The 20,604-nt window shown below is 43.2% G+C and carries 20 protein-coding genes; 6 read left to right on the forward strand and 14 right to left on the reverse strand.

Annotation, left to right across the window (positions count from 1 at the left end; all coding sequences use genetic code 11):
* Nucleotides 1–36 precede the first annotated feature (36 nt).
* Both gerQ and NST65_RS17555 read left to right on the forward strand, forming a co-directional pair.
* On the forward strand, nt 37–567 hold the full coding sequence (gene gerQ / locus NST65_RS17550; RefSeq protein WP_024426405.1) for a spore coat protein GerQ: 531 nt from the start codon (nt 37–39) through the stop codon (nt 565–567).
* Nucleotides 568–697: 130 nt separating this feature from the next.
* Nucleotides 698–1,315, forward strand: coding sequence for a cupin domain-containing protein (locus NST65_RS17555; protein ID WP_034281285.1), 618 nt, complete (start codon nt 698–700; stop codon nt 1,313–1,315).
* 40 nt (nt 1,316–1,355) lie between these two features.
* On the opposite strand, the gene NST65_RS17560 is transcribed toward NST65_RS17555, so the two are convergent.
* The 3 genes from NST65_RS17560 to NST65_RS17570 all read right to left on the reverse strand — a co-directional run bounded on the left by NST65_RS17560 (nt 1,356) and on the right by NST65_RS17570 (nt 3,471).
* Entirely contained in the window at nt 1,356–1,727 is a 372-nt protein-coding gene (locus NST65_RS17560; protein WP_025093833.1) for a DUF423 domain-containing protein, read from the reverse strand.
* A gap of 70 nt (nt 1,728–1,797) precedes the next feature.
* A complete protein-coding gene (locus NST65_RS17565) occupies nt 1,798–3,105 on the reverse strand; it encodes a purine/pyrimidine permease (RefSeq protein ID WP_041115438.1) in 1,308 nt (435 codons plus the stop codon).
* A 33-nt stretch (nt 3,106–3,138) separates the two neighbouring features.
* Nucleotides 3,139–3,471 carry a YwdI family protein gene (locus NST65_RS17570; RefSeq protein WP_034281287.1) on the reverse strand — a complete coding sequence of 111 codons (333 nt, stop codon included), beginning with the start codon at nt 3,469–3,471 and terminating at the stop codon, nt 3,139–3,141.
* A 170-nt stretch (nt 3,472–3,641) separates the two neighbouring features.
* Here NST65_RS17570 and NST65_RS17575 point away from each other — a divergent pair, with 170 nt between their 5' ends.
* Nucleotides 3,642–5,000 carry an aldehyde dehydrogenase gene (locus NST65_RS17575; RefSeq protein ID WP_111926916.1) on the forward strand — a complete coding sequence of 453 codons (1,359 nt, stop codon included), beginning with the start codon at nt 3,642–3,644 and terminating at the stop codon, nt 4,998–5,000.
* Nucleotides 5,001–5,033: 33 nt separating this feature from the next.
* On the opposite strand, the gene NST65_RS17580 is transcribed toward NST65_RS17575, so the two are convergent.
* Nucleotides 5,034–5,714 (reverse strand): uracil-DNA glycosylase, encoded by a 681-nt coding sequence (locus NST65_RS17580; RefSeq protein WP_111926918.1) that lies wholly within the window; start codon nt 5,712–5,714, stop codon nt 5,034–5,036.
* Nucleotides 5,711–6,538 carry a glycosyltransferase family 2 protein gene (locus NST65_RS17585; protein ID WP_024423819.1) on the reverse strand — a complete coding sequence of 276 codons (828 nt, stop codon included), beginning with the start codon at nt 6,536–6,538 and terminating at the stop codon, nt 5,711–5,713. Before NST65_RS17585 ends, NST65_RS17580 begins: the two co-directional genes overlap by 4 nt.
* Nucleotides 6,539–6,666: 128 nt before the next feature.
* On the opposite strand from NST65_RS17585, the gene NST65_RS17590 reads away from it, so the two are divergent.
* Together NST65_RS17590 and NST65_RS17595 are read left to right on the forward strand one after the other, a co-directional pair.
* Nucleotides 6,667–6,981: a general stress protein gene (locus tag NST65_RS17590; protein ID WP_046312851.1), complete on the forward strand. Its 315-nt coding sequence runs from the start codon at nt 6,667–6,669 to the stop codon at nt 6,979–6,981.
* 125 nt (nt 6,982–7,106) lie between these two features.
* The gene (locus tag NST65_RS17595; RefSeq protein WP_111926920.1) at nt 7,107–7,916 is read left to right on the forward strand and encodes a bifunctional hydroxymethylpyrimidine kinase/phosphomethylpyrimidine kinase; all 810 of its coding nucleotides are present in this window, start codon (nt 7,107–7,109) and stop codon (nt 7,914–7,916) included.
* 47 nt (nt 7,917–7,963) lie between these two features.
* Here NST65_RS17595 and NST65_RS17600 read toward each other — a convergent pair whose 3' ends face one another.
* The 6 genes from NST65_RS17600 to NST65_RS17625 form a co-directional block, all read right to left on the reverse strand.
* Entirely contained in the window at nt 7,964–9,037 is a 1,074-nt protein-coding gene (locus tag NST65_RS17600) for a chitobiase/beta-hexosaminidase C-terminal domain-containing protein (RefSeq protein WP_111926922.1), read from the reverse strand.
* Between the two features lie 155 nt (nt 9,038–9,192).
* On the reverse strand, nt 9,193–9,447 hold the full coding sequence (locus NST65_RS17605) for a hypothetical protein (protein ID WP_024423823.1): 255 nt from the start codon (nt 9,445–9,447) through the stop codon (nt 9,193–9,195).
* Nucleotides 9,448–9,636: 189 nt separating this feature from the next.
* Entirely contained in the window at nt 9,637–11,094 is a 1,458-nt protein-coding gene (locus NST65_RS17610) for a sucrose-6-phosphate hydrolase (protein ID WP_046312845.1), read from the reverse strand.
* 19 nt (nt 11,095–11,113) lie between these two features.
* Entirely contained in the window at nt 11,114–12,502 is a 1,389-nt protein-coding gene (locus NST65_RS17615) for a sucrose-specific PTS transporter subunit IIBC (protein WP_111926924.1), read from the reverse strand.
* Nucleotides 12,503–12,757: 255 nt separating this feature from the next.
* Nucleotides 12,758–13,591, reverse strand: coding sequence for a PRD domain-containing protein (locus NST65_RS17620; protein WP_034281297.1), 834 nt, complete (start codon nt 13,589–13,591; stop codon nt 12,758–12,760).
* Nucleotides 13,592–13,643: 52 nt separating this feature from the next.
* A complete protein-coding gene (locus NST65_RS17625) occupies nt 13,644–13,922 on the reverse strand; it encodes a hypothetical protein (protein WP_065214917.1) in 279 nt (92 codons plus the stop codon).
* Between the two features lie 500 nt (nt 13,923–14,422).
* On the opposite strand from NST65_RS17625, the gene NST65_RS17630 reads away from it, so the two are divergent.
* Complete coding sequence (locus NST65_RS17630; protein ID WP_065214918.1) at nt 14,423–16,849, forward strand: S8 family serine peptidase; 2,427 nt, start codon at nt 14,423–14,425, stop codon at nt 16,847–16,849.
* A 320-nt stretch (nt 16,850–17,169) separates the two neighbouring features.
* Here the strand turns inward: NST65_RS17630 and NST65_RS17635 are convergent, their stop codons facing one another.
* The 3 genes from NST65_RS17635 to NST65_RS17645 all read right to left on the reverse strand — a co-directional run bounded on the left by NST65_RS17635 (nt 17,170) and on the right by NST65_RS17645 (nt 20,299).
* On the reverse strand, nt 17,170–18,171 hold the full coding sequence (locus tag NST65_RS17635; protein ID WP_081125023.1) for an LLM class flavin-dependent oxidoreductase: 1,002 nt from the start codon (nt 18,169–18,171) through the stop codon (nt 17,170–17,172).
* 56 nt (nt 18,172–18,227) lie between these two features.
* Complete coding sequence (nfsA, locus tag NST65_RS17640) at nt 18,228–18,977, reverse strand: oxygen-insensitive NADPH nitroreductase (RefSeq protein ID WP_065214920.1); 750 nt, start codon at nt 18,975–18,977, stop codon at nt 18,228–18,230.
* A 110-nt stretch (nt 18,978–19,087) separates the two neighbouring features.
* Nucleotides 19,088–20,299: an FtsW/RodA/SpoVE family cell cycle protein gene (locus tag NST65_RS17645; protein WP_065214921.1), complete on the reverse strand. Its 1,212-nt coding sequence runs from the start codon at nt 20,297–20,299 to the stop codon at nt 19,088–19,090.
* Nucleotides 20,300–20,604 lie beyond the last annotated feature (305 nt).

The following is a 20,604-nucleotide window of genomic DNA, read 5'->3' on the forward strand; positions in this document are numbered from 1 at the left end:
CTGTTTAGAACACCATGAGGAAAGAGGAGGAACGTTATGAAATTGAAAAATCAATTTGGGCAAGGTTCGGGTTTCGAAGGTCAAGATTTTCGCCAGCAACAATATGGAGCAAATCCGTATCCTGCGCAGCAGATGGGTTATTCAGTCCCTCCCCAAACGCAGGGTCAAATGCAGCAGGGGTTTTCGCCAATGCCGTCTACCGGCACTTCACAAGGAGGCCAAGGAACGCAGGGCGGCGGTCAGCCATATCAAATTCCTTCTGGACCGGTTTATCAGCAGAATGTCACCGGGCAGCTGCCTATTGAGCAGTCCTATATTGAAAATATTTTACGATTGAACCGCGGCAAGGTAGCCACGATTTATATGACATTTGAGGCGAGCAAGGAATGGAATTCGAAGATTTTTAGAGGCGTCATTGAAGCTGCAGGACGTGACCACATTATCATTAGTGATAATAAGACAGGAACACGATACTTACTATTAACGATCTATCTTGATTACATTACGTTTGATGGGGAAATTCAATACGACTATCCATACTCCATGTCTACGTATTCTCCGAGATAACGTCAAGCATGGCAAAAGCAAGGCTCAGGTGCCCTTGCTTTTTTTCTTTTGTCTAGGTTTTTGTCACACCTCTAGGGCGCTGCTCATAAGATGCCTAGTAGTTTTTATCAAAAGCCTAGAGGTGACATCAATGACTGTTGAGCTGGATTATACATCACCAAATGTCAAATTTTCATACGATCTGAATCAAAGCCCCCTTGTGAAATTCGATCAGCATAACCTGATTAATGTGTTAGGAAAAAAACAATTAAACTCGTTGGATCAAGTGTCCCTGCTGGATATATATTTGAGTAAAAGCAAAGTCGTAGAGCCTCATTATCATCAAAATGCCGCAGAGCTTGTTTATTGTATAGCCGGTTCTGCTGCCGTATCGATGCTGAATCCATTTACAAAAAAACTGCACACCTACACCATCACACCTGGACAGGTGGCAAACGTGCCTCAAGGCTGGTGGCACTATGAAGTCGCTCTCCAAGACAGAACTCATTTGTTAGCCATTTTTAACGCATCTACACCTGAAGTGATCCTAGGCTCAGACCTTCTCACCCTCACCCCTTCTCACATCATGGCCCATACTTATTGCATGAACGAAACACAGTGGAAGCAGGCGATAAAGCCTGTGAAACCAAGTGTGTTTATCGGACCATTTTGCCACCGGGAGGATGAGTCTCAAACGCATCCTGTCCCTCCATCTCACTACGTCCCATATTATCAAGCACCGCCCAACTATACCCCTTACTGGAGTTAAGAAAAAACCGATGCCCCTATGAGAGCATCGGTTTATTGGCTTATAAATTTTTTGCTGCTGCAATGACAAGCATGATCCAAGAGGCGATAAATGCTACTCCGCCAATAGGAGTAATGGCACCTAAAATCTTCACCTGCGTCAATGCCAGCACATAAAGGCTTCCTGAGAAGAAAAGGATGCCTGCAAGCATTACCCAGCCAGCGGCAGGAACCAAGGAGACACCTGACAGCTTATCTGCAAGAAAAGCGACAACAAATAAGCCAATGGCATGGAACATCTGATATTGAACACCTTTATTCCATATTTCTATATATTTTTCAGGGATTTTCCCTTCTAGACCGTGCGCACCGAAGGCTCCAAGTCCAACAGCAAGCATGGCGTTAATAGCACCTAAAATGAAAAATAGTTTCATTCGTCATTCTCCTTATCTCGTCAATTATGTTTATCATAGCGCGGGTGAAGGGCGACATTCAACTTTCCCTTTACGTTGACACGAGATTGTCGGATTTCTTTTTCTTTCGCAACAAGACTTGGTCGACCACGATCGCAATGAGGGTGCCTAGAACAAGACCGTTGCTTAATAATGAAATGAGCACAGGATGCATCCCTTTCAAGGCCCCCTGAGGCACAAACATCGCCCCTACGCCTGCTAAAACAGCAATCCCAAGAACAAAGCGAATCCGCGGGACTTCTTCTTTCTCATACTGATCAAACTCCGACATCGCAATCCCAATCATAGAAGAGAAGACCACAAAGTTTACAGCAAGCCCCACAGGTGATGGCAATGCAGAGAAAAAGCTCATGAGCAGCGGGAATAAACTAATGAGTACAATGAGCAGACTTCCTATGAAAAATGGCTTTCTCGAAGGAATTTTGGTTGTCTGGATAAATCCGGCTGCCCCCGAAATAGGTACAGGCGCAATCGCCCCGATCAGCCCGCTTAATAAATGACCAAATGCTGCGACAAAACCAGCAGGGCGTGCTCTTTTCCGCTCACGCAGTTCACCAAATGCCTTCACTGAGCTTTCCACAATTCGAATACTTGCCAGCATGTTCACAATGAGTAAAATCGTTATAAAAAAGGACGTGACAAGCAATCCGCTGTCAAAGACCGGCATACCGAATGGAAACAGCTTCGGAAACTCGATGATTTGTTCTGGAATTCGAACCGGCTTCGCCAATCCGAGTAGAGCGAATAACAGCCATCCGCCTGCAAGTGCGAATAACACAGAAAACTGCCTCAAGTAATGCCATTTTGAGCGGCTGATCATGAAGGTGAGGATAATAATCAAGATCGATAAGCAAAAGACAAGCCCGTCCACCTGATTTCCCCGATAGCCGATGCCCATCAGCCCTTTCATGATTGGCTGACTTAGCTGCACAACAAGCAGCAGCAGGTAAATGCCTGTGACGACTGGCGTAAATAAAGACGCGAGCCAATTGATGATTTTAAATAAACTAAAAATAAAAAAGAAAACAGCACTAAAAATTAAAGCCCCTTGTAATGCTTGCAGGGTTTCAGGATACGTCGCAAAGATTGTACCTGTCATGCCGGCATAAAGGGTATACACACCCCACCAAAGCCCTGCTGGACTTTCATTGATCGGCAGCATATGGCCGCATAAACACTGCACCATCGCCACAAGACCAAGTGAAAAGAAAGTACTTTGAATCAGCTCCGCCGATTGCACTTGGTTCAATTCAAATGCTTGTGCAATCGCAATTGGTACGGCAATAGAAGCTGCGATAAAAAATGCCATCCACTGAATGGCGCCCAAAAATAGTTTCAAACCGATCACCTTCCCTTTGTCGTGACAAGACCATTAAAAATCAAAAATAGAGTCGCCGTTCCCGTCCTTCTCTTTTTGACCCTCATCATTTTGCTGAAATTTCTTCGCACCACTTGTGCCCATGAGTTTCTCAAGCATGGCTTGATCTGTAGTCACAGATGGCGCTGATGGTGTATGTATCGATGGAGGTGGTGAGATGGCCGGCGACTGCGGCATTTGCACCTTTGATGGTGCGTCGAGAATGACATCACATAGTGAAGAAATGGCCGCTACTTGACGTTTCACCTCTTCATCATTTCCACTTTGTTTTGCTTTTTGAACCGCTTCCTCCATTTTTTGAAGCAGGCTTGATATATGAATATTCAAGGGTAGACCCTCCAATCTAAAAAAATCTCTTTTCAACATTATTTTACCAAATGAACAAACCAAATGGGTTCATTTTTTCAAAGCAGTGCGCTCACGACTCTCTTATTTGACCCCTCATCTTCATTCACACATAATAAAAGAAACAAAATCGTCTATGAAGGGATTGAATAATGGACAAGCTTACTGCTCTATTTCAGAAACAAAAAGTCTTTCAGAAGCCGGCGGTTCAAGAACGCATCCGCATTCTTCAAGATTTAAAAGCAGCAATCAAACAGCATGAAAAGGATATATTACAGGCCTTAGCCCATGATTTACATAAATCCGAACAGGAAGCCTATACAACAGAGATTGGGATGGTGTATGAAGAAATCAATCATACCATCAAACACCTTCACAAATGGGCGAAGCCAACTCGCGTGAAAACACCGCTGACTCATATCGGATCAAAAAGCATGATCATCAAGGAACCTTATGGAACTGTGCTCATCATTGCTCCTTGGAACTATCCTTTCCAATTGGCCCTTTCTCCATTAGTCGGTGCGATTTCTGCGGGAAATGCCGTGATTTTAAAGCCGTCTGAGCTGACGCCGGCAGTCTCACAAGTGATCAGCACTATCATCAAACGTGTATTTCAAGAAGACCATGCGGCTGTCGTAGAGGGCGGTGTTGAAGTCAGTACAGAACTGCTGAAACTGCCCTTTGATTATATCTTCTTTACTGGAAGTGTGGCAGTTGGCAAAGTCGTCATGGAAGCCGCCGCAAAGCATTTGACCCCTGTCACACTTGAGCTTGGCGGAAAAAGTCCCAGCATCGTCATGCCTGATGCCGACATCAGGCTAGCAGCGAAGCGGATCACCTTTGGAAAATTCACCAATGCAGGGCAAACCTGCATTGCACCAGACTATTTGCTCGTTCATGAATCCATCAAAGAGGAACTTTTGCGAGAAATGACAGCCTGTATCCGTGATTTTTATGGTGAACATCCCGAAACGCATCCGCACTTTGGAAAAAATGTCAGCCAGCGTCACTTTGACAGGCTTACACAATTTCTCTCAAATGGATCGATCGTCACAGGTGGACAGCGCAATGAACAGGAGCTCAAAATCGCTCCGACCATTTTAGACCACATCACATGGGAAGATCCTGTCATGCAGGAGGAAATTTTCGGACCGATTCTGCCTGTCATGACCTTTGATTCTCTGCATGAGGCAGTTCATATGATCAAAGCAAGGCCGAAGCCGCTTGCGCTTTACTTATTTACAACAAATAAAGAAACAGAATCCTATATTCTAGACAACCTCTCATTTGGCGGAGGATGTATCAATGACACGCTTATGCATGTCGCTACCCCTTACCTGCCATTCGGAGGCGTCGGCGAAAGCGGCATGGGGCGATATCACGGGAAGGAAAGCTTCTTTACTTTTACGCATGAAAAAAGCGTCCTGCGGCAAACCAATCGCTTCGATTTTTCCTTCCGTTATCCAAATGCGAAAAATGGACTCGACTTGGTCCGCAAATTTTTAAAATAAACAGGACGAAGGGGCTCTCCCCTCGTCCTATTTTCATTCAATATCCTTGATACACCAATTGATTTCTTCAATCCCCATTTGCTTTAAATACGCGTTTACCTTTGAAAACGGCCGGCTGCCAAAAAAGCCGTTTCTTGCAGAAAAAGGACTTGGATGAGGTGACTCAATGATGTAATGCTTGTTTTGATCAATGCGTTCTTTCTTGTTTTGAGCATGTCTTCCCCATAACACAAAAACGACGGGCTGCTCACGCTGATTCAGCACATCAATCACGCGGTCTGTGACTCGTTCCCAGCCCTTGCCTTTATGAGAATTCGCCTCGCCCCTTCTCACGGTCAGCACAGTGTTTAAGAGCAGCACACCCTGCTCTGCCCAGCTGACAAGTGAACCGTGGTTTGGAACAGGACAGCCAAGATCATCCTTTAGCTCCTGAAAAATATTTCTTAAAGATGGCGGGTGTTTGACGCCCGGCTGAACAGAAAAGCTTAATCCATGTGCCTGCCCTGGGCCATGATAAGGGTCTTGTCCTAAAATCACCACTTTGACCTTTTCATATGACGTTAAATGAAGAGCACGATACACGTCATCTGGTTTTGGAAAAACGGTCTGCGTGCGATATTCTTCCTTCATCCATTCACGTAATTCCTGATAATACGGCTGTTCAAATTCACTTTTCATCACAGCCCACCAGCTATCATTTAAAAATGGCTTCATTGTGGTTTTCCTCCTTCTACTTGCTGCGCTAGTCTGGAGATCATCGGTTTTCCATCCCACACAATCTCACTCTCTGATTCTCTTTTTTTCATCGCTGGTTCTTCTAATAATATCGCAAAGTTCGCTGTCGGCAGATCGCCCAGTTCATGCTTTTCACTTAAATCATCTAAGTAGTTTTTCCTTGTTTCACCAAGATCACTAGACTGATTTCCACCGCCGTCAAAAAACGCATAGATCACGCTCGCCGCTGGCACTCGTTTGACTCGGGCATGCTGTGATACACGCAAAAAGAAGTCCCAGTCCCAATAATGATGCATCGCTGGATCAAAATAGCCAATCTCATCGTGTATACAGCGTTTGTACATACTGCCCGAAGGAACATATGTAGAAAAGACACGCATATCCTCAATATCCGCTGTATAAGCAAACAAACGCCTCGACAGCGGGAAACGGGTCGCGCCTTTTTCTTCAAATGATACAATTTCTGCATCAGAAAAGACAAAATCGGCATCTTCCAGCGCCTTGCTCATGCGTTCGATATGACAAGGTGTGAAGTAATCATCGTCGTCACTCAGCATGATGACGTCTCCTGTCAGCTCCCGCACCCCCACATTTCTGGCATTTACATGCTGGACATTCTCATCTAAATGAATCAAGCGGATCGGAAGCTCAGGGTAAAGTTCCTGAATGATGTCGACTCGCTCTCCTGCATCATTGACGACAACAATTTCAAAAGGCTGTACGGTTTGTCTTGTAATGGATTCAAGCAGCTCACACAGTGCGCTGAGCCGGTTATGTGTCACAATTAATAAGGAAATCTTCATATGCAGCTTACTCCTTTAATAGATTCGTCTTTTTCCATTAAAACATAAATTGACTTTCTTCTCATGATATAAAAGGCGGTTTGATTTGATGGGAAAATGGGAATTTTTGATGAAAAGGAGTGATCATGATGGAATATATCACGGTGGAGAATAGTAAAGAAGCAAAACAGACCATTGACCACATTCATTCATCGGATTCATCAAAAGACGCTGTTTTTGTTTTTGCGTACGACCCAGAACGCTCTGATACCGTAACGGAGTATACAGATGCCAAAAGCATGACTGCGGTCGATCAAGGGATTTTGGATCAAGTCGCCAATGTCATTCGTACCCGGGATGATGAACTGATGGCCAAAATGATGTCAGCTGGGGCCGATCAAGAGTTAGCCTTAACCCTTTTAGATGAACTGAAAAAAGGGAAATTGGTGATTTGTAAAAGGTAAGAAAGGGAGGCGTTCCGATGAGAGGAACGCTTTTTTATGCCGTTTCATTGTGATAAATGGAAAAGCTGATTATAATAAGGGATAGAACAGTAACTGTTACACATCACATTGGAGGTTCAGCAACTATGTCTATGAATAAAGCACTCACCATCGCAGGTTCGGATTCAAGCGGCGGTGCAGGTATCCAAGCAGATTTAAAAACGTTTCAAGAAAAAAACGTCTACGGGATGACAGCTTTAACCGTTGTCGTTGCAATGGACCCTCATAATCATTGGGATCATCAGGTGTTTCCAATTGATACGGCGACAATTCGCGCGCAGCTCTCTACCATTGTAGAAGGCATTGGTGTAGATGCGCTGAAAACGGGTATGCTTCCAACCGTCGACGTGATTGAGCTTGCAGCTGACACCATCAAAACATATGACCTAAAAAATGTCGTCATTGATCCTGTCATGGTTTGTAAGGGTGCGAACGAAGTCCTTTACCCAGAGCACGCGGAAGCATTGCGTGAAAAGCTCACGCCACTGGCAACCGTTATCACACCTAATCTTTTCGAAGCAGGTCAATTAAGCGGAATCGGCGAGATCAAAACGATCGAACAAATGGAAGAAGCAGCAAAACGCATTCACGAACTTGGTGCAAAGTATGTGGTTATCACTGGAGGCGGTAAGCTCAGCGAAGACAAAGCCATCGATTTGCTTTATGATGGACAAACCTTCGAACGCCTTGAAACAGTTAAAATCGACACAGAATACACACACGGCGCAGGCTGCACATTCTCAGCAGCAGTCACAGCTGAACTAGCGTATGGATCAGACGTGAAAGAAGCCATTTATGCAGCAAAAGAATTCATCACGGCTGCCATTAAAGGCTCTTTCCAGCTAAACGAATACATCGGACCAACAAAGCATTCTGCTCATCGTTTTGACAAATAAAACAGAAAAAACCGATTCGCCTTGTTAGGAGGTGAACCGGTTTTTGTTTATCGAAAGCTTCGTCTCTGTGCAAACAGCCAATCTGTTAAGCCTGGCGTCTCATAAGCAGGCGTCCATGATGCATGGTCATATCCATACTTGGTTGCATACTCCGTATAAAGCGGCTGGCCGCCAGCTTTTTGAATAGCTTGAATTGTATTTCTCGCATAGCTGATAGGGATAATGGAATCATCCTCTGCATGAAATGCCCATATTGGCTTGCTCGCTAAAATTCCCGCCTTGCGTGGATCTGCTCCCCCCGCAATAGGAATCATTGCTGCAAACAAACGAGGATATGTGATGTTCAACTGGTACGTGCCAAATCCACCTTGTGATAAACCCGTCGCATAAATTCTTTTCTGGTCAATCTGATAAGAAGTTAACACATGCTGAAGGACACCATAAGCTTTGTGTAAATCTGGTGAAAATTGAAACACATTCGTCAGATCAATTTCATTTTGCACATTTCTTGTTAATGCAAAGCCTCCATCGACAGCATTTCGCGCCTGAGGTGCAAGTACATACGAAGGATGTTTCTTTTGAACTTCAGGAGAAGCCCATAAAACTGCACCATCATTCGCAAGTAACTGCTTTTGATTGTCTGTTCCCCTCTCCCCGCCTCCATGTAAGAAGAGGACTAAAGGATAGGCTTTACCCCTCTTATGATTTTTCGGAATGTACAACCGATAAGGCATTCCTTGATATTCAAAAGATAAAAAAGATGATGCGATATCCTCTCGTGTGACAAAACGATAATTGTACGTAGATGTAGCAAGTCGATGCCTATTTTTGTAAACGCTTACTTTTAAAGTCGTATCAGTTTCGATATGAATGGGCTTTTTGTATAACTGACTTTGAGTTGTCGGCTGGCTGCCATCTGTTGTGTAATAAAGAGAAGCTTTTTGAACGTGAGAATGCAGAGCTACCTCTTGTGAACGATAATATTGACCAGACGGGACTGAAGCAGTTGACGCAGCAGATGACGTATGATTTCGGGCAGAAGAAACGGAAGGAAAAAGAAAACTCATAGAAAACAGGACAATAATAAAGGTGATCAGGCATTTCTTGGTTGTATAGTTCATATCGTTCCTCCTGTACATGCTCAGATGAAATTTTTATTTATTATTGATCATGACAACACAAATGTCAACGCTTTCATTTAAATTTCTGAATCATCTTATTGAATAAAAAAAGCGTACCCGCTTCCGAGTACACTCTTTTATCCATACATGAACGCCTATTTTTGCTGATCGGACTCTTTCGCCATTTTTCGAATAAAGGCTTCAATGGATTCAACAAATAAAGCATATTCTTTCATTTGTTTATACGTATCTGACAGCTTCTCTTTCACTTCTTCCTGCTCTAAAGAAGGTTCACCGAGAATAGATTGAACTTGAATGAGCAATTCTTTATATTCTTCACGTTTATCTTCAACATGATCTGCCATTGTCTCCAAGCGTTTTCTAGTCGTCGGCTGCTGTTTTGAATTCAAGTAAACAACCCCTTTTTTTGTCCTACCGCATTTGGATAAACGTCAGCCTCAGCTGTATATATTTTAAAATGATACCATAATTCCACCTGTTATCATATATGTAAAACGTCATCAAACCGCTTTAGGCCAACCTTGTATATACACGCTATAGGCTCTAAGATACAGGCTGATCTCACTAGAAAAAGCAGATCATTGATCTGCTTCTCTTTGTAAATGCCATGTCTTCAGTTTCAGCTTTGTTTCATTTCTGCCACTGATGGAGATCGATTTATTTCCCGGGGAAGGAAAGTAACGTGCAGTAAAAACTTCTCGGCCTCCGTTTACAAAAATCTCAATTGACGATGAGTCGATAAAGATATGAAGGTCGTGTAATTCCTCTATGACTACTTCACGAACTTCCTTTGATCGATCTTCAAATCGATCCCGCTCTAATGTCAGCTTCCCTTCCTCTTTATCATAGATGATGCGTGCTGCTGCACGGATACAGCATTCAAACCCTTTTTGTGTGTCAATTTGATCAATGAATACCTCTGCGCTCGTAATATCCTCTACAGGGATGGAATGAACAGAACGTTTAATATGAAAAACATGCTCTTGTTCATTGGTCCGCATGGATTGAAGTTCACTTACTGGTTTTTGAATCAGATGTCCATCCTCATCTAAACGGAGCTCTCTCGGGATCGTGAGGCAGTGTATCCATTGATAAGAAATGGTCGGATGATGTTCTTCTCCTTGATCAGGCACCCCCATCCACCCGATTAAAAGTCGTCTGCCTGATTCGTCTAGAAAGGTTTGCTGCGCATAGAAGTCAAAGCCGCGGTCCAGCTCCTCAAACGCTCCGTGTGTATATTGATAGGAATGATCATCCAATGTGCCAACAAAATAGCCTGATTGATGTGTGTTGTGATATTTTAAGCCATCCGGCTCTAGCCCTTGCGGTGACACAATCAATACATCCCGGCCGTCTAATTCAAACAGGTCTGGACATTCCCACATATAGCCGAAATTGTCTAAACCATTCTTTCCGCTGCCTGCAATCGTGCCTTGAAACGTCCAATTATCTAACGTATCAGAGGTAAATAAGACAAGGTGTCCCTTCAGGTCTAAGCTTTGTGCACCAAGGACCATGTACCACTGGCCATTTCGCTTCCATACCTTTGGATCTCGAAAATGAGCAGTGAACCCTTCCGGCAGTGTTGCCACGACACCTTTTTTCTGAAAGTGAATACCATCTTCCGAAACAGCTAAACATTGATACGTCTCACGGTTCCCTTGTTCATCCCGAACGTTTCCAGTGTACATCACATGCATCTGTCCATCGTCTATAAATGCACTGCCAGAATAACAGCCGTTTTGATCAAACCAATCACTTGGGGCAAGAGCGGCTTCTTCGTGCTGCCAATTGACTAGATCTGTCGATGTGTAATGCCCCCAGAATTTTGCACCATGCCCCGTTTTGAATGGCTGCCACTGATAAAAGACGTGGTAAATTCCTTTCCACTGAATCAGCCCATTCGGATCATTTAAAAGACCGACTGGCGGCATCAAATGAAAATGCTGCCGGTACACATCCTTTTTGACCAAATGCTCATAGTTTCGAATACGGTCTGCTATCTTTTGACGAAGTGCTGCGTCAGTAGTTGTCATGACTGTGACCACTCCTTGATTATTTTTCGACTTCTTTTATTTTAAAAATGATAGTGAGAATAAATGAAACAGCAACAGCGATTAACATACCAATCACATAATTGACCACATTCTGAACACCGAATGGTGCTGCAATCGCAATCATCGGAATGCCTGTTAAACCATAAGCATTGGCTGCTACCTTCGTGAAAACTACAAATGCCCCGCCCAATGCTCCTCCAATCATCGCCGCAATAAATGGTTGACGATAGCGGAGGTTTACACCGAATATAACAGGCTCAGTAATTCCTAAAAAAGCAGAGAAGGCAGCAGGAAGGGCAATTTCTTTTGTTTTTGCACGCTTGGCTATGAAAAAAACAGCCAATCCTGCCCCGCCTTGAGCGACATTGGACATTGCCCAGATTGGCAGCAAATAGTTACGCCCAATATCATTCAGCAATCCTGCCTCAATCGCATGGAAGCTATGGTGAACCCCTGTGAGCACAATTAAAGAGTAAGCACCGCCGAAAATGAGTCCTGCTAAGAACCCTGCATGGTCATAAATAAATGTCAGTGCATTCGAAATGCCTGTACCAAGCATTCTTCCAAGCGGTCCAACTGCAATAAATGTCACAAATCCAGTGACAATCACCGTCACAAATGGGGTCACAAGTAAATCAATACTGTTCGGAACGACTTTTCTTAAATTCTTCTCAACAAGGCACATGATATATACGGTCAATAACACTGGAATAACCGTCCCTTGGTAACCAAGAAGAGCAATATCAATATTGAATAAATGCATATGTTCAGGTTTTGCTTCCGTCAATCCCCACGGATTAAGCAGATTCGGGTGAATCATAATTCCCCCTATGACAGCCCCTAAATACGGATTTCCGCCAAACTCTTTCGCTGCACTGACCCCAATTAAAATCGGCAAAATGATAAAGGCTGCACTTGAGAACATATCAAGCATTTGGAAGATCGCAGAGCTTGGATCAGCCCATTTGAAGGCTTTCATCATACCTAAGAGACCCATTAACAAACCGCTTGCCACAATTGCTGGAATGATCGGTACAAAAATATTCGATAACGTCTTTGCAAAACGCGCAAGTGGATTCATTTTTTGTTTCACTGCTTCATCATGGCTGACAGGCTTTTGTTTCTCGTCGCCAGTCTCAAGACCAGTCTCACGAGCAAATGGTTCATATACTTTGTTGACAGATCCCGTTCCAAAAATGACTTGAAATTGTCCTGAACTTGAGAAAGCCCCTTTTACACCTTCAAGTTCTTCAATGGCCTCTTTGTCAATCAAATCCTCATTTTTCACCACCAATCTGAGTCTTGTTGCACAATGCGTAGCACTGATGACATTTTCTTTGCCGCCTAACAGTTTTGTTAATTCTTTGGCTGTTTTTTGATAATCCATGAAGTTTCCTCCTTTTTTAAAGCAAAAAAGACCTAAAATTCACCAACGAGTAAAGGACATACACGTCCCCTCGTTACGCAAATTTTAGGTCTTGCCTGCCTGACAGTCACAATCCCGCGGTATCAAATTTTGATGACGCTTTCATCATAGTATAAGACTGTGACATGCGTCAACCTCTTTTTTCAAATCCAATGACCCATATACACTAATAAGAGTAGTGTGCATAAAAAAAAGCCTGCATGCAGGCACATCATTTTAAACCAATTCGGCTTCCTGCAGACGCTGGACATGCAGCGTGATGTAGCCGATCTCCGATTCAGGGAGATGAAGCCCATATTCATCTTTTAACAAATCAGCAAGTCCAAGTGCACACCGGTACGCTGTATCATACTTTGTTTGGATAAAAATCAGCATGTCTTCGTCCATGATTTGAAATGCCTCATTTGATTCCAACCTGCCTAATGCATACCTCAAATGTGTCACAAGCCGCTGATAGGAAATACTATCCTCATCAATTGAATGCTGAAAATATCTTTCAATATGCTCGATCATTTCTTTGATCATCGTTGTATATTTCACGGTCTTTTTCATGGACTCCGTATTCATTTTGGCCGTATGAATATGAAGTGCCACATATCCTGCCTCATCGTCCGGCAGTTCAACCCCAAGCCGCTCCTTTACATAACGAATGGCATACTTTCCAATCTCATATTCCTGCTTATATAAGACTTTGATCTCACCAAGCAATTTATTATATAACACAATGCCTTTTTGAAGGCGTTCAATGGCGAAGGACAAATGATCAGTCAGTGATATGTGAATGTGATCACTGAGCGGCATCATGAGTTTACCCTCTGCATAACTGATGATATGCTCTGCCACCTCAATATGCGCTTCTGGCAATGTGGCAAGAATTTGTTTGAATTTCTCATTTTCTTCACGCACAACAAAGATTTTCTCTATTTTTTGAAGAGGAACGACGTCATTTTTCCCCTTCTGAAAAGCAATTCCGGGTCCCATCACAATTTTCTCCTGATCGCCCTCCTTCACAATCACTGCGTTGTTATTCAATATTTTATATATCTTCAAGGGGTATCCTCTCCCAGCAGATAACATTTCTTATGTGGGATTTTACCCTGTTTCACTTTTTCTGTAAAGGTAAGAGCGGACCAGCACGCGCCTCTCGCATCGTCTTCTCTTCAAGCATCATCAGACTTTGAGTAAACCGCTTCTCTATCCTGCGTTTCTTCTTATGTTCTTCTGCCAGTTTCTCCAGCTCTCTCTCTTTCACTACTTCAAAGAATCCGGCATTCGCCGCGGCCGCCTGAAACCCTTGCTGTTTCATCATCACACCAGGGTTCACAAGCACATTCATCATAAAACCAAACCATACGCTCAACCAGCTTTTTAATTTCTTCACTGAACATCCCTCCGCTTTTCTTAGAATCTAGCAGCTCTAGCAAAACAACTGCTCCTATCATATCCCGAGAAAAAAGAGAGGTTTGTCACAATCTGGGTGAAAAAACCAACTAGTTTTCAGAAGTTTTGTTGAAAAGTGCAGAAGATCATCATGTGCCTGGATGTTTCAATGAAAATTTTATGCACACGCTATCCCAAAGATAAGCACACCTTATCAACAGGGTTTATCCACATATCAACACCCTCTTACTAGATTTTGTGTATGTAAATTTTTTATTTTCCATATATGCATCTGAATAATTGAGTTATCAACAGACATTTGTGAATAAGTGCGACTTTATAAACAAAATAGTTCTTTATAACTATGTAAAATAAGACCATTTTAGTAAAGGAATTGTTTTCAACGTATTGAATACTTAATAACGGGCAGTGAATCTTTCCTATTTATCCACAAAAAGAAAGGCTATCTCCCTAAAAACACAGCTAGAAAGGGGAAAATAAATGAAAAAGGTAATATCTCGTTCTTCTGTTCTATTGTTCTCCACTATTTTTATTTTATCCACATTCTTTACCGGTCAACAGGCTGCTGCTGCTCCATCTAACAAAAAGATGGAACTAGAAAAAGCAGAAATCTTCGGTGAAATCAATGTCAACTCGAAAAAACAAACCACTGTCATTGTTGAATTAAAGGAAAAATCCTTAGTTGAAGCCAAGCAAGAAGGCGAATCACAAACAAAGGCCTCCCTCAAAAAATCTCGAACAAAAGTAAAGAACGCAGCACTCAAAGAGGTAGATAAAGCGAGTGTTCGTCAAGAATATGAAAAAGTTTTCTCTGGTTTCTCTATGAAACTTCCTGCAAACGAAATCCCGAAGCTGCTCGCAGTGGATGGAGTAAAAGCCGTTTATCCGGATGTTACATATAAAACCGATGAAGTGAAAAAAGAAAGCATCCAGCTTCCAAACGAAGATGTCTCCCCGCTTATGGATAAAAGCGCTCCATTTATCGGTGCACCAAAAGCATGGGATGCCGGCTATTCTGGAAAAGGGGTCAAAGTCGCAGTCATTGATACTGGAGTAGACTATACCCACCCTGATTTAAAAGGAAACTTCGGTTTATACAAAGGCTATGATTTTGTTGATAATGATTATTCTCCGCAAGAGACACCTAAAGGAGATCCTAGAGGCGAATCCACAGATCACGGCACACACGTTGCAGGAACGATTGCGGCAAATGGACAAATTAAAGGGGTCGCAAAGGATGCCACGCTTCTTGCATACCGTGTACTTGGACCAGGTGGATCTGGAACAACTGAGAACGTTCTTGCAGGCATCGACCGGGCTGTTACTGACGGAGCAGATGTCATGAACCTCTCTCTTGGAAACAGTGTCAATAACCCTGATTATGCAACGAGCATTGCACTTGATTGGGCCATGTCTGAAGGCGTTGTCGCTGTTACTTCGAATGGAAACAGCGGTCCGAACAGCTGGACAGTCGGTTCTCCCGGCACGTCAAGAGAGGCCATTTCTGTCGGAGCAACTCAGCTTCCGTACAGTCTTTACAATGTGAAATTCCCGAACTATTCTACTGCAAAAGTCATGGGCTACTACCAAGAGAGTGATTTAAAAGCGCTTGACCAAAAACAAGTCACACTCGTCCAAGCAGGAATCGGTGACGAAAAGGCGTTTGAAGACATCGATGTGAAAGGAAAGGTGGCTGTGATTGAACGGGGTGCCATTGCTTTTGTGGATAAAGTCGACAATGCAAAAGCCGCTGGTGCAATCGGCGTTGTGATGTATAACAATACCGATGGAGAAATCCCAGTCGACGTACCAGGACTCGCACTTCCTACAATTAAGCTGTCAAAAGCTGAAGGAACAGCGCTTATCAAAGCCATTGAGGCTGGAAACGATACAACGGCTTTCTCCATTCAATTTGTCAAGGAACTTAGTGAGCAAGTCGCTGACTTCTCATCCCGCGGACCGGTTGTGGATACGTGGATGATTAAGCCTGATCTATCAGCACCTGGCGTCAGCATTGTGAGTACGATCCCAACGCATGATCCTTCTCAGCCTTACGGATATGGATCTAAGCAAGGAACAAGTATGGCATCTCCGCATGTGGCAGGAGTTGCAGCGATCATTAAACAAGCAAAACCATCGTACTCAACTGAACAAATCAAAGCATTGCTGATGAATACAGCAGAAAAACTGTTTGACGCAAATGGCAGCCCATTCCCTCATAACACACAAGGAACAGGCAGCGTTCGAATCATGGAATCACTTCAGGCGTCTTCTATCGTTTCTGATGCGAGCTATTCTTACGGCACTTTCTTAAAGGAAAAAGGCGTTCAAATCAAAACGAAGAAATTTAAGGTAGAAAACCTTTCAAAAGCACCGAAAACGTATACCATTGATTACAAATTCAATGGCAGCGGCATTAGTACAAACGGAACGAAAAAAATCACCGTCAAAGGGAATTCCACTGGATCCTTTACTTCCGCAGTACAGGTGAATTACGGAAAAACCAAAAAAGGGACGTACCAAGGCAGCATAACCCTTCGCGAAAATGGCAGAAAGATCACAGAAATCCCTACTTTATTGATTGTGAAAGAGCCTGATTATCCGCGCGTCACTTCTGTTTCCGTAGAGCCGGACAATCGTGCTGGAAGCTATGTCATTAGCAGCTACCTGCCTGGCGGTGCTGAGAACCTTGCATTCCTTGTCTACTCGACCGATGGAGAGTATTTAGGTGAAGCTGGTGTTTATCAACATGTTGATAAAGGAGAACACCGCGTAAAATGGAATGGCACAATCAATCAAGGCCAGAAGCTTGAAGCTGGTGAGTATACAATGCTTGCGTATGCAAGCTTGAAAGGAAAATCAGATACCGTACAAACGAAGGAAGCTTTCGAAATTTACCCTGAATAAATGTGAATCACAAGAAAAGCCTTGTATGAGCGGATAAGCTCATCAAGGCTTTTCGATCATATATGGAGGAAAGAGAAACTCATGTTGATATTGCTATGGATCGTTTCTTTTTTTACTGCTTTTTTCCTGACGATCACCTTGGTTTATTTTCTAACCTTTTTACATACGAAGCAGCCTCGTCCTTTTCATCAAGCATGCGAGCTGTCTGTTTATACTTCCTGTATCTACCCGCTCAGCCTGCTCGTGTCAGCCGCCTTCTTCCTCACCATGATGCTCCTTTTCCCCTTGTACTGGCTCCGCAGGCGATAAATATACATACGTTATGCATCAAAGGCTTCTTTTAATAAACGATACGATGTGAGCCGGTCTTGCATGTGATGTGTGATGGTCACAGCGATCAATTCATCTGTCCGATAAGCCTTCGCGAGTGCGGTCAGCTGCTCTTTCACAGATGCTGGCGTTCCAACGACCATCCTTTGACGATTAGCAGCCACTCGTTTTTGTTCATATGGACTGTAGGAATACGACTGTGCCTCTTCATATGAAGGAAAGCCTTCAAGATTCAGCCCTTGTTCATTGGCAAGTAAAGATAAATCTAAGCTGACAGCCAGTTTTTCTGCCTGCTCCTCTGTTTCGGCACATAAAACAAAGACTGCCAGACTGACACGCGGCTGATCACCGAATACTGAAGGTTCAAATCGGTTGATATATTGCTCCACAGAGTCTTCTCCGCCTTCACCATTAATAAAAAGCGCAAACGTGTAGCCTGCACCTGCTTTCGCCGCAAGCCTTGCACTCCCGCCAGAGGAACCGAGCATCCATACTTCTGGCGCGGTCTCTACCTTCGGAGAAGCAGTCAAATGAGGCAGCGGGTAAAATTCATCCGCTAGATCATGTAAATACACCTTCAATTCCTCTACCTGCTCAGGATATTGGTCGCCTAGACGCTTTCGCTCACCATGATGAAGGGCAATGGAGGAAATGGGCATACCACCAGGAGCACGTCCAATCCCAAGATCAATTCTGCCGGGAGCCAGCGCTTCGAGAACCCTGAAGTTCTCTGCTACTTTATAGGCACTGTAGTGGGGGAGCATAACGCCGCCAGAGCCAATGCGTATATGCGACGTAACGGCTGATAAATGGCCGAGAAGCACCTCTGGACTCGATCCTGCAAGCCGGTTTGAAAAATGATGCTCTGATACCCAAAAACGGTGATAGCCCCACTTCTCCGCCTGCTTCGCCAGTTCAACCGTCTGCTTCAGTGCTTCAGCAGGCGTAGCGCCTCCTATCAAAGGAGATTGATCCAGTATACTTAATTTCATTATGCTGCACCTCTTACAGAAATCCCCCTCTCTTAATGGAAAGGGGGATTTCTTATTTATTTTCGATTAAAGCCCTTCTCTTTCACAAATTCTCCAAGGAAGGCACGCTTTGGCTGACTAAAGCCTCTCAGCATCTGCTCAGACCAAGTATCTTTTCTATCGCCATTTGTTCGTTCTTCATAATATGCGGAAATACGATCGTCGTATTCTTTTAAATAACGATCCACATGCGCTTCATCTTGCTGATATGAATTTTCATGATAGATGAGTTCAACTGGCAGCCGTTCCTTTTGAGACGACTGGTTAGCTGGATGACCAACAGCCAGACCGAATAACGGCAGCACATAAGATGGTGTTTCAAGCACTTCAGAGACTTCTCTCAGCTGATTACGCAGTCCGCCAATATAGCAGATCCCAAGTCCCATTGATTCTGCAGCAACACTGACATTTTGTGCAGCCAATGCCGCATCGATGACGCTAATGAGAAAGGCTTCCGTATTCTCAAGCGCCTCCTCATGATTCTTCCCTGCTCTTTTTGCAATATGATCATGGCGTTTCAAGTCTGCACAGAAGACAAAGAAATGCCCATTCTTCTCAACGTAAGGCTGATTCCCAGCCAGTTCAGCAAGCTTGGCCTTCTTCTCCTGATCTGTCACCCCAATAATACTATACGCCTGTACATAGCTTGATGTCGAAGCAGCCTGTGCACTTTTAATCAGTGTCAGCACCTCTTCTTCTGACAAACGTTCGTCTGTAAACGAACGGATGGATCGATGATTTAATATGGTTTCTATCGTTTTGTTCAATTCGAAGACCTCCTTCACTTCTTCTATCATAAGGCAAAGACATAGGGCTTTTCAAAAATGAAAACTCGCATAAAAAAAGACAGCCTATACTTAGACTGCCCTTACCCGTTTTATTTAAATAAATAACTTTGATATTTCGTTAATTGAACGCTTGCGTTATAGGCGATCCCGAATCCAATGAGAACGGACAAGACAGAGCTTCCTCCAAAGCTGATAAATAAGAGTGGAATCCCTGTTACAGGCATCACGCCTATGTTCATGCCAATGTTCTGGAACGTATGAATTACAATCAATGCTGTATATCCTACGCAGAAGAATGACGCAAATCGGCTATAAGGATGGATACGGTCAATCAGTACGACAAGCCGGTAAATCAAGAAGAAGAACATGATCACAACAAACGCACAGCCGATAAAGCCAAAGGCTTCACCTATAATGGAGAAAATCATATCCGTTTGTGCTTCAGGAACGTAGACCTTTAAGTTTTTAATGCCATTCCCAAAAATCTGCCCTGCACCAATGGCCATAATCGCCTGCTCTACTTGATATTTATCAGATCCAGATGCATCCTGCGTCTGTGCTTGGTTGGCTGTTGAAGAACTATCAGGCAGCCAAGCGGTAATCCGGTTGATCTGGTACTGCTGGATGCCTATTGTTTTCGCAAAATCAGGGAATAAGATAATCACAGCTAAAACAGAAGCAACTAAAAGCACAACCACTGAACCGATGAGAGAGATCAGTTTCCAATTGATCCCTGATAAAAACACCATCACCACAACAATAAACATACAAACAGCCGCAGTCCCTGCATCCTGCAAGAAGATCAGTCCAACTGGTACAGCTGCCACCCCGGCAATTTTTAATAATAGAATAATATCATCTTCTAATGTCCTTTTTCCCCTAGGTGTAGACTTTCCAATGACCGACGCGAGCATCATAATCAGACCAATTTTCATGAACTCTGAAGGCTGAAGTGTTCCAATCCCCGGAAGTATAAACCAACTTTTGGCTCCGTTTTTTATAGGGGCAAAGTCTTTACCCCCAATCTGAGCAGGGCTCAATTTTAAAATAATTAGAAGAAGTATCCCACCTAGAAAGATGTATATACTTAATTTTTCAAGCTGTTCAAGGTCAAAATAATTAATGGCTACAATGCAAATTGCTCCAATGAGATAATAAATAATTTGCCTTGTCCATGCACCACTACCATATTGTTCAAACTGTCCAGCAGCATATATAGAAATGACACTGATGGCAAAGAAGGCTAAAAATATAAAAATCAAATCTCCTTGATAGTAAGGAGATGTATTCTGCTTGTTCATGAACTAACCACCCTTATTACAAAACATAAAAGCCCTTATTTATATTAGATTGAAATTTTCACAAAATCAACTCACCTTAAATATGACGGAAGATACATCCGAAAGGTTCCATTCAATTTTCAAAAAATGAAATACTTTTCATCCTAACAATAGGAAAAAATCCCTCTATACACTTTTCATTCAATCGATCTCAAGTCCTTTAAAAAGTTTATTTTACAGATTTTAAGGGGAAAATTCAATGACATATGTGGCGATATGACAAGTAAACATCAGATGAGATAAGCTGCACTGAGGAATAAAACCAT

The sequence above is a fragment of the Bacillus sp. FSL P4-0248 genome (assembly GCF_038593305.1).
In the GTDB taxonomy this organism is placed as follows: Bacteria; Bacillota; Bacilli; order Bacillales; family Bacillaceae; genus Bacillus; species Bacillus safensis.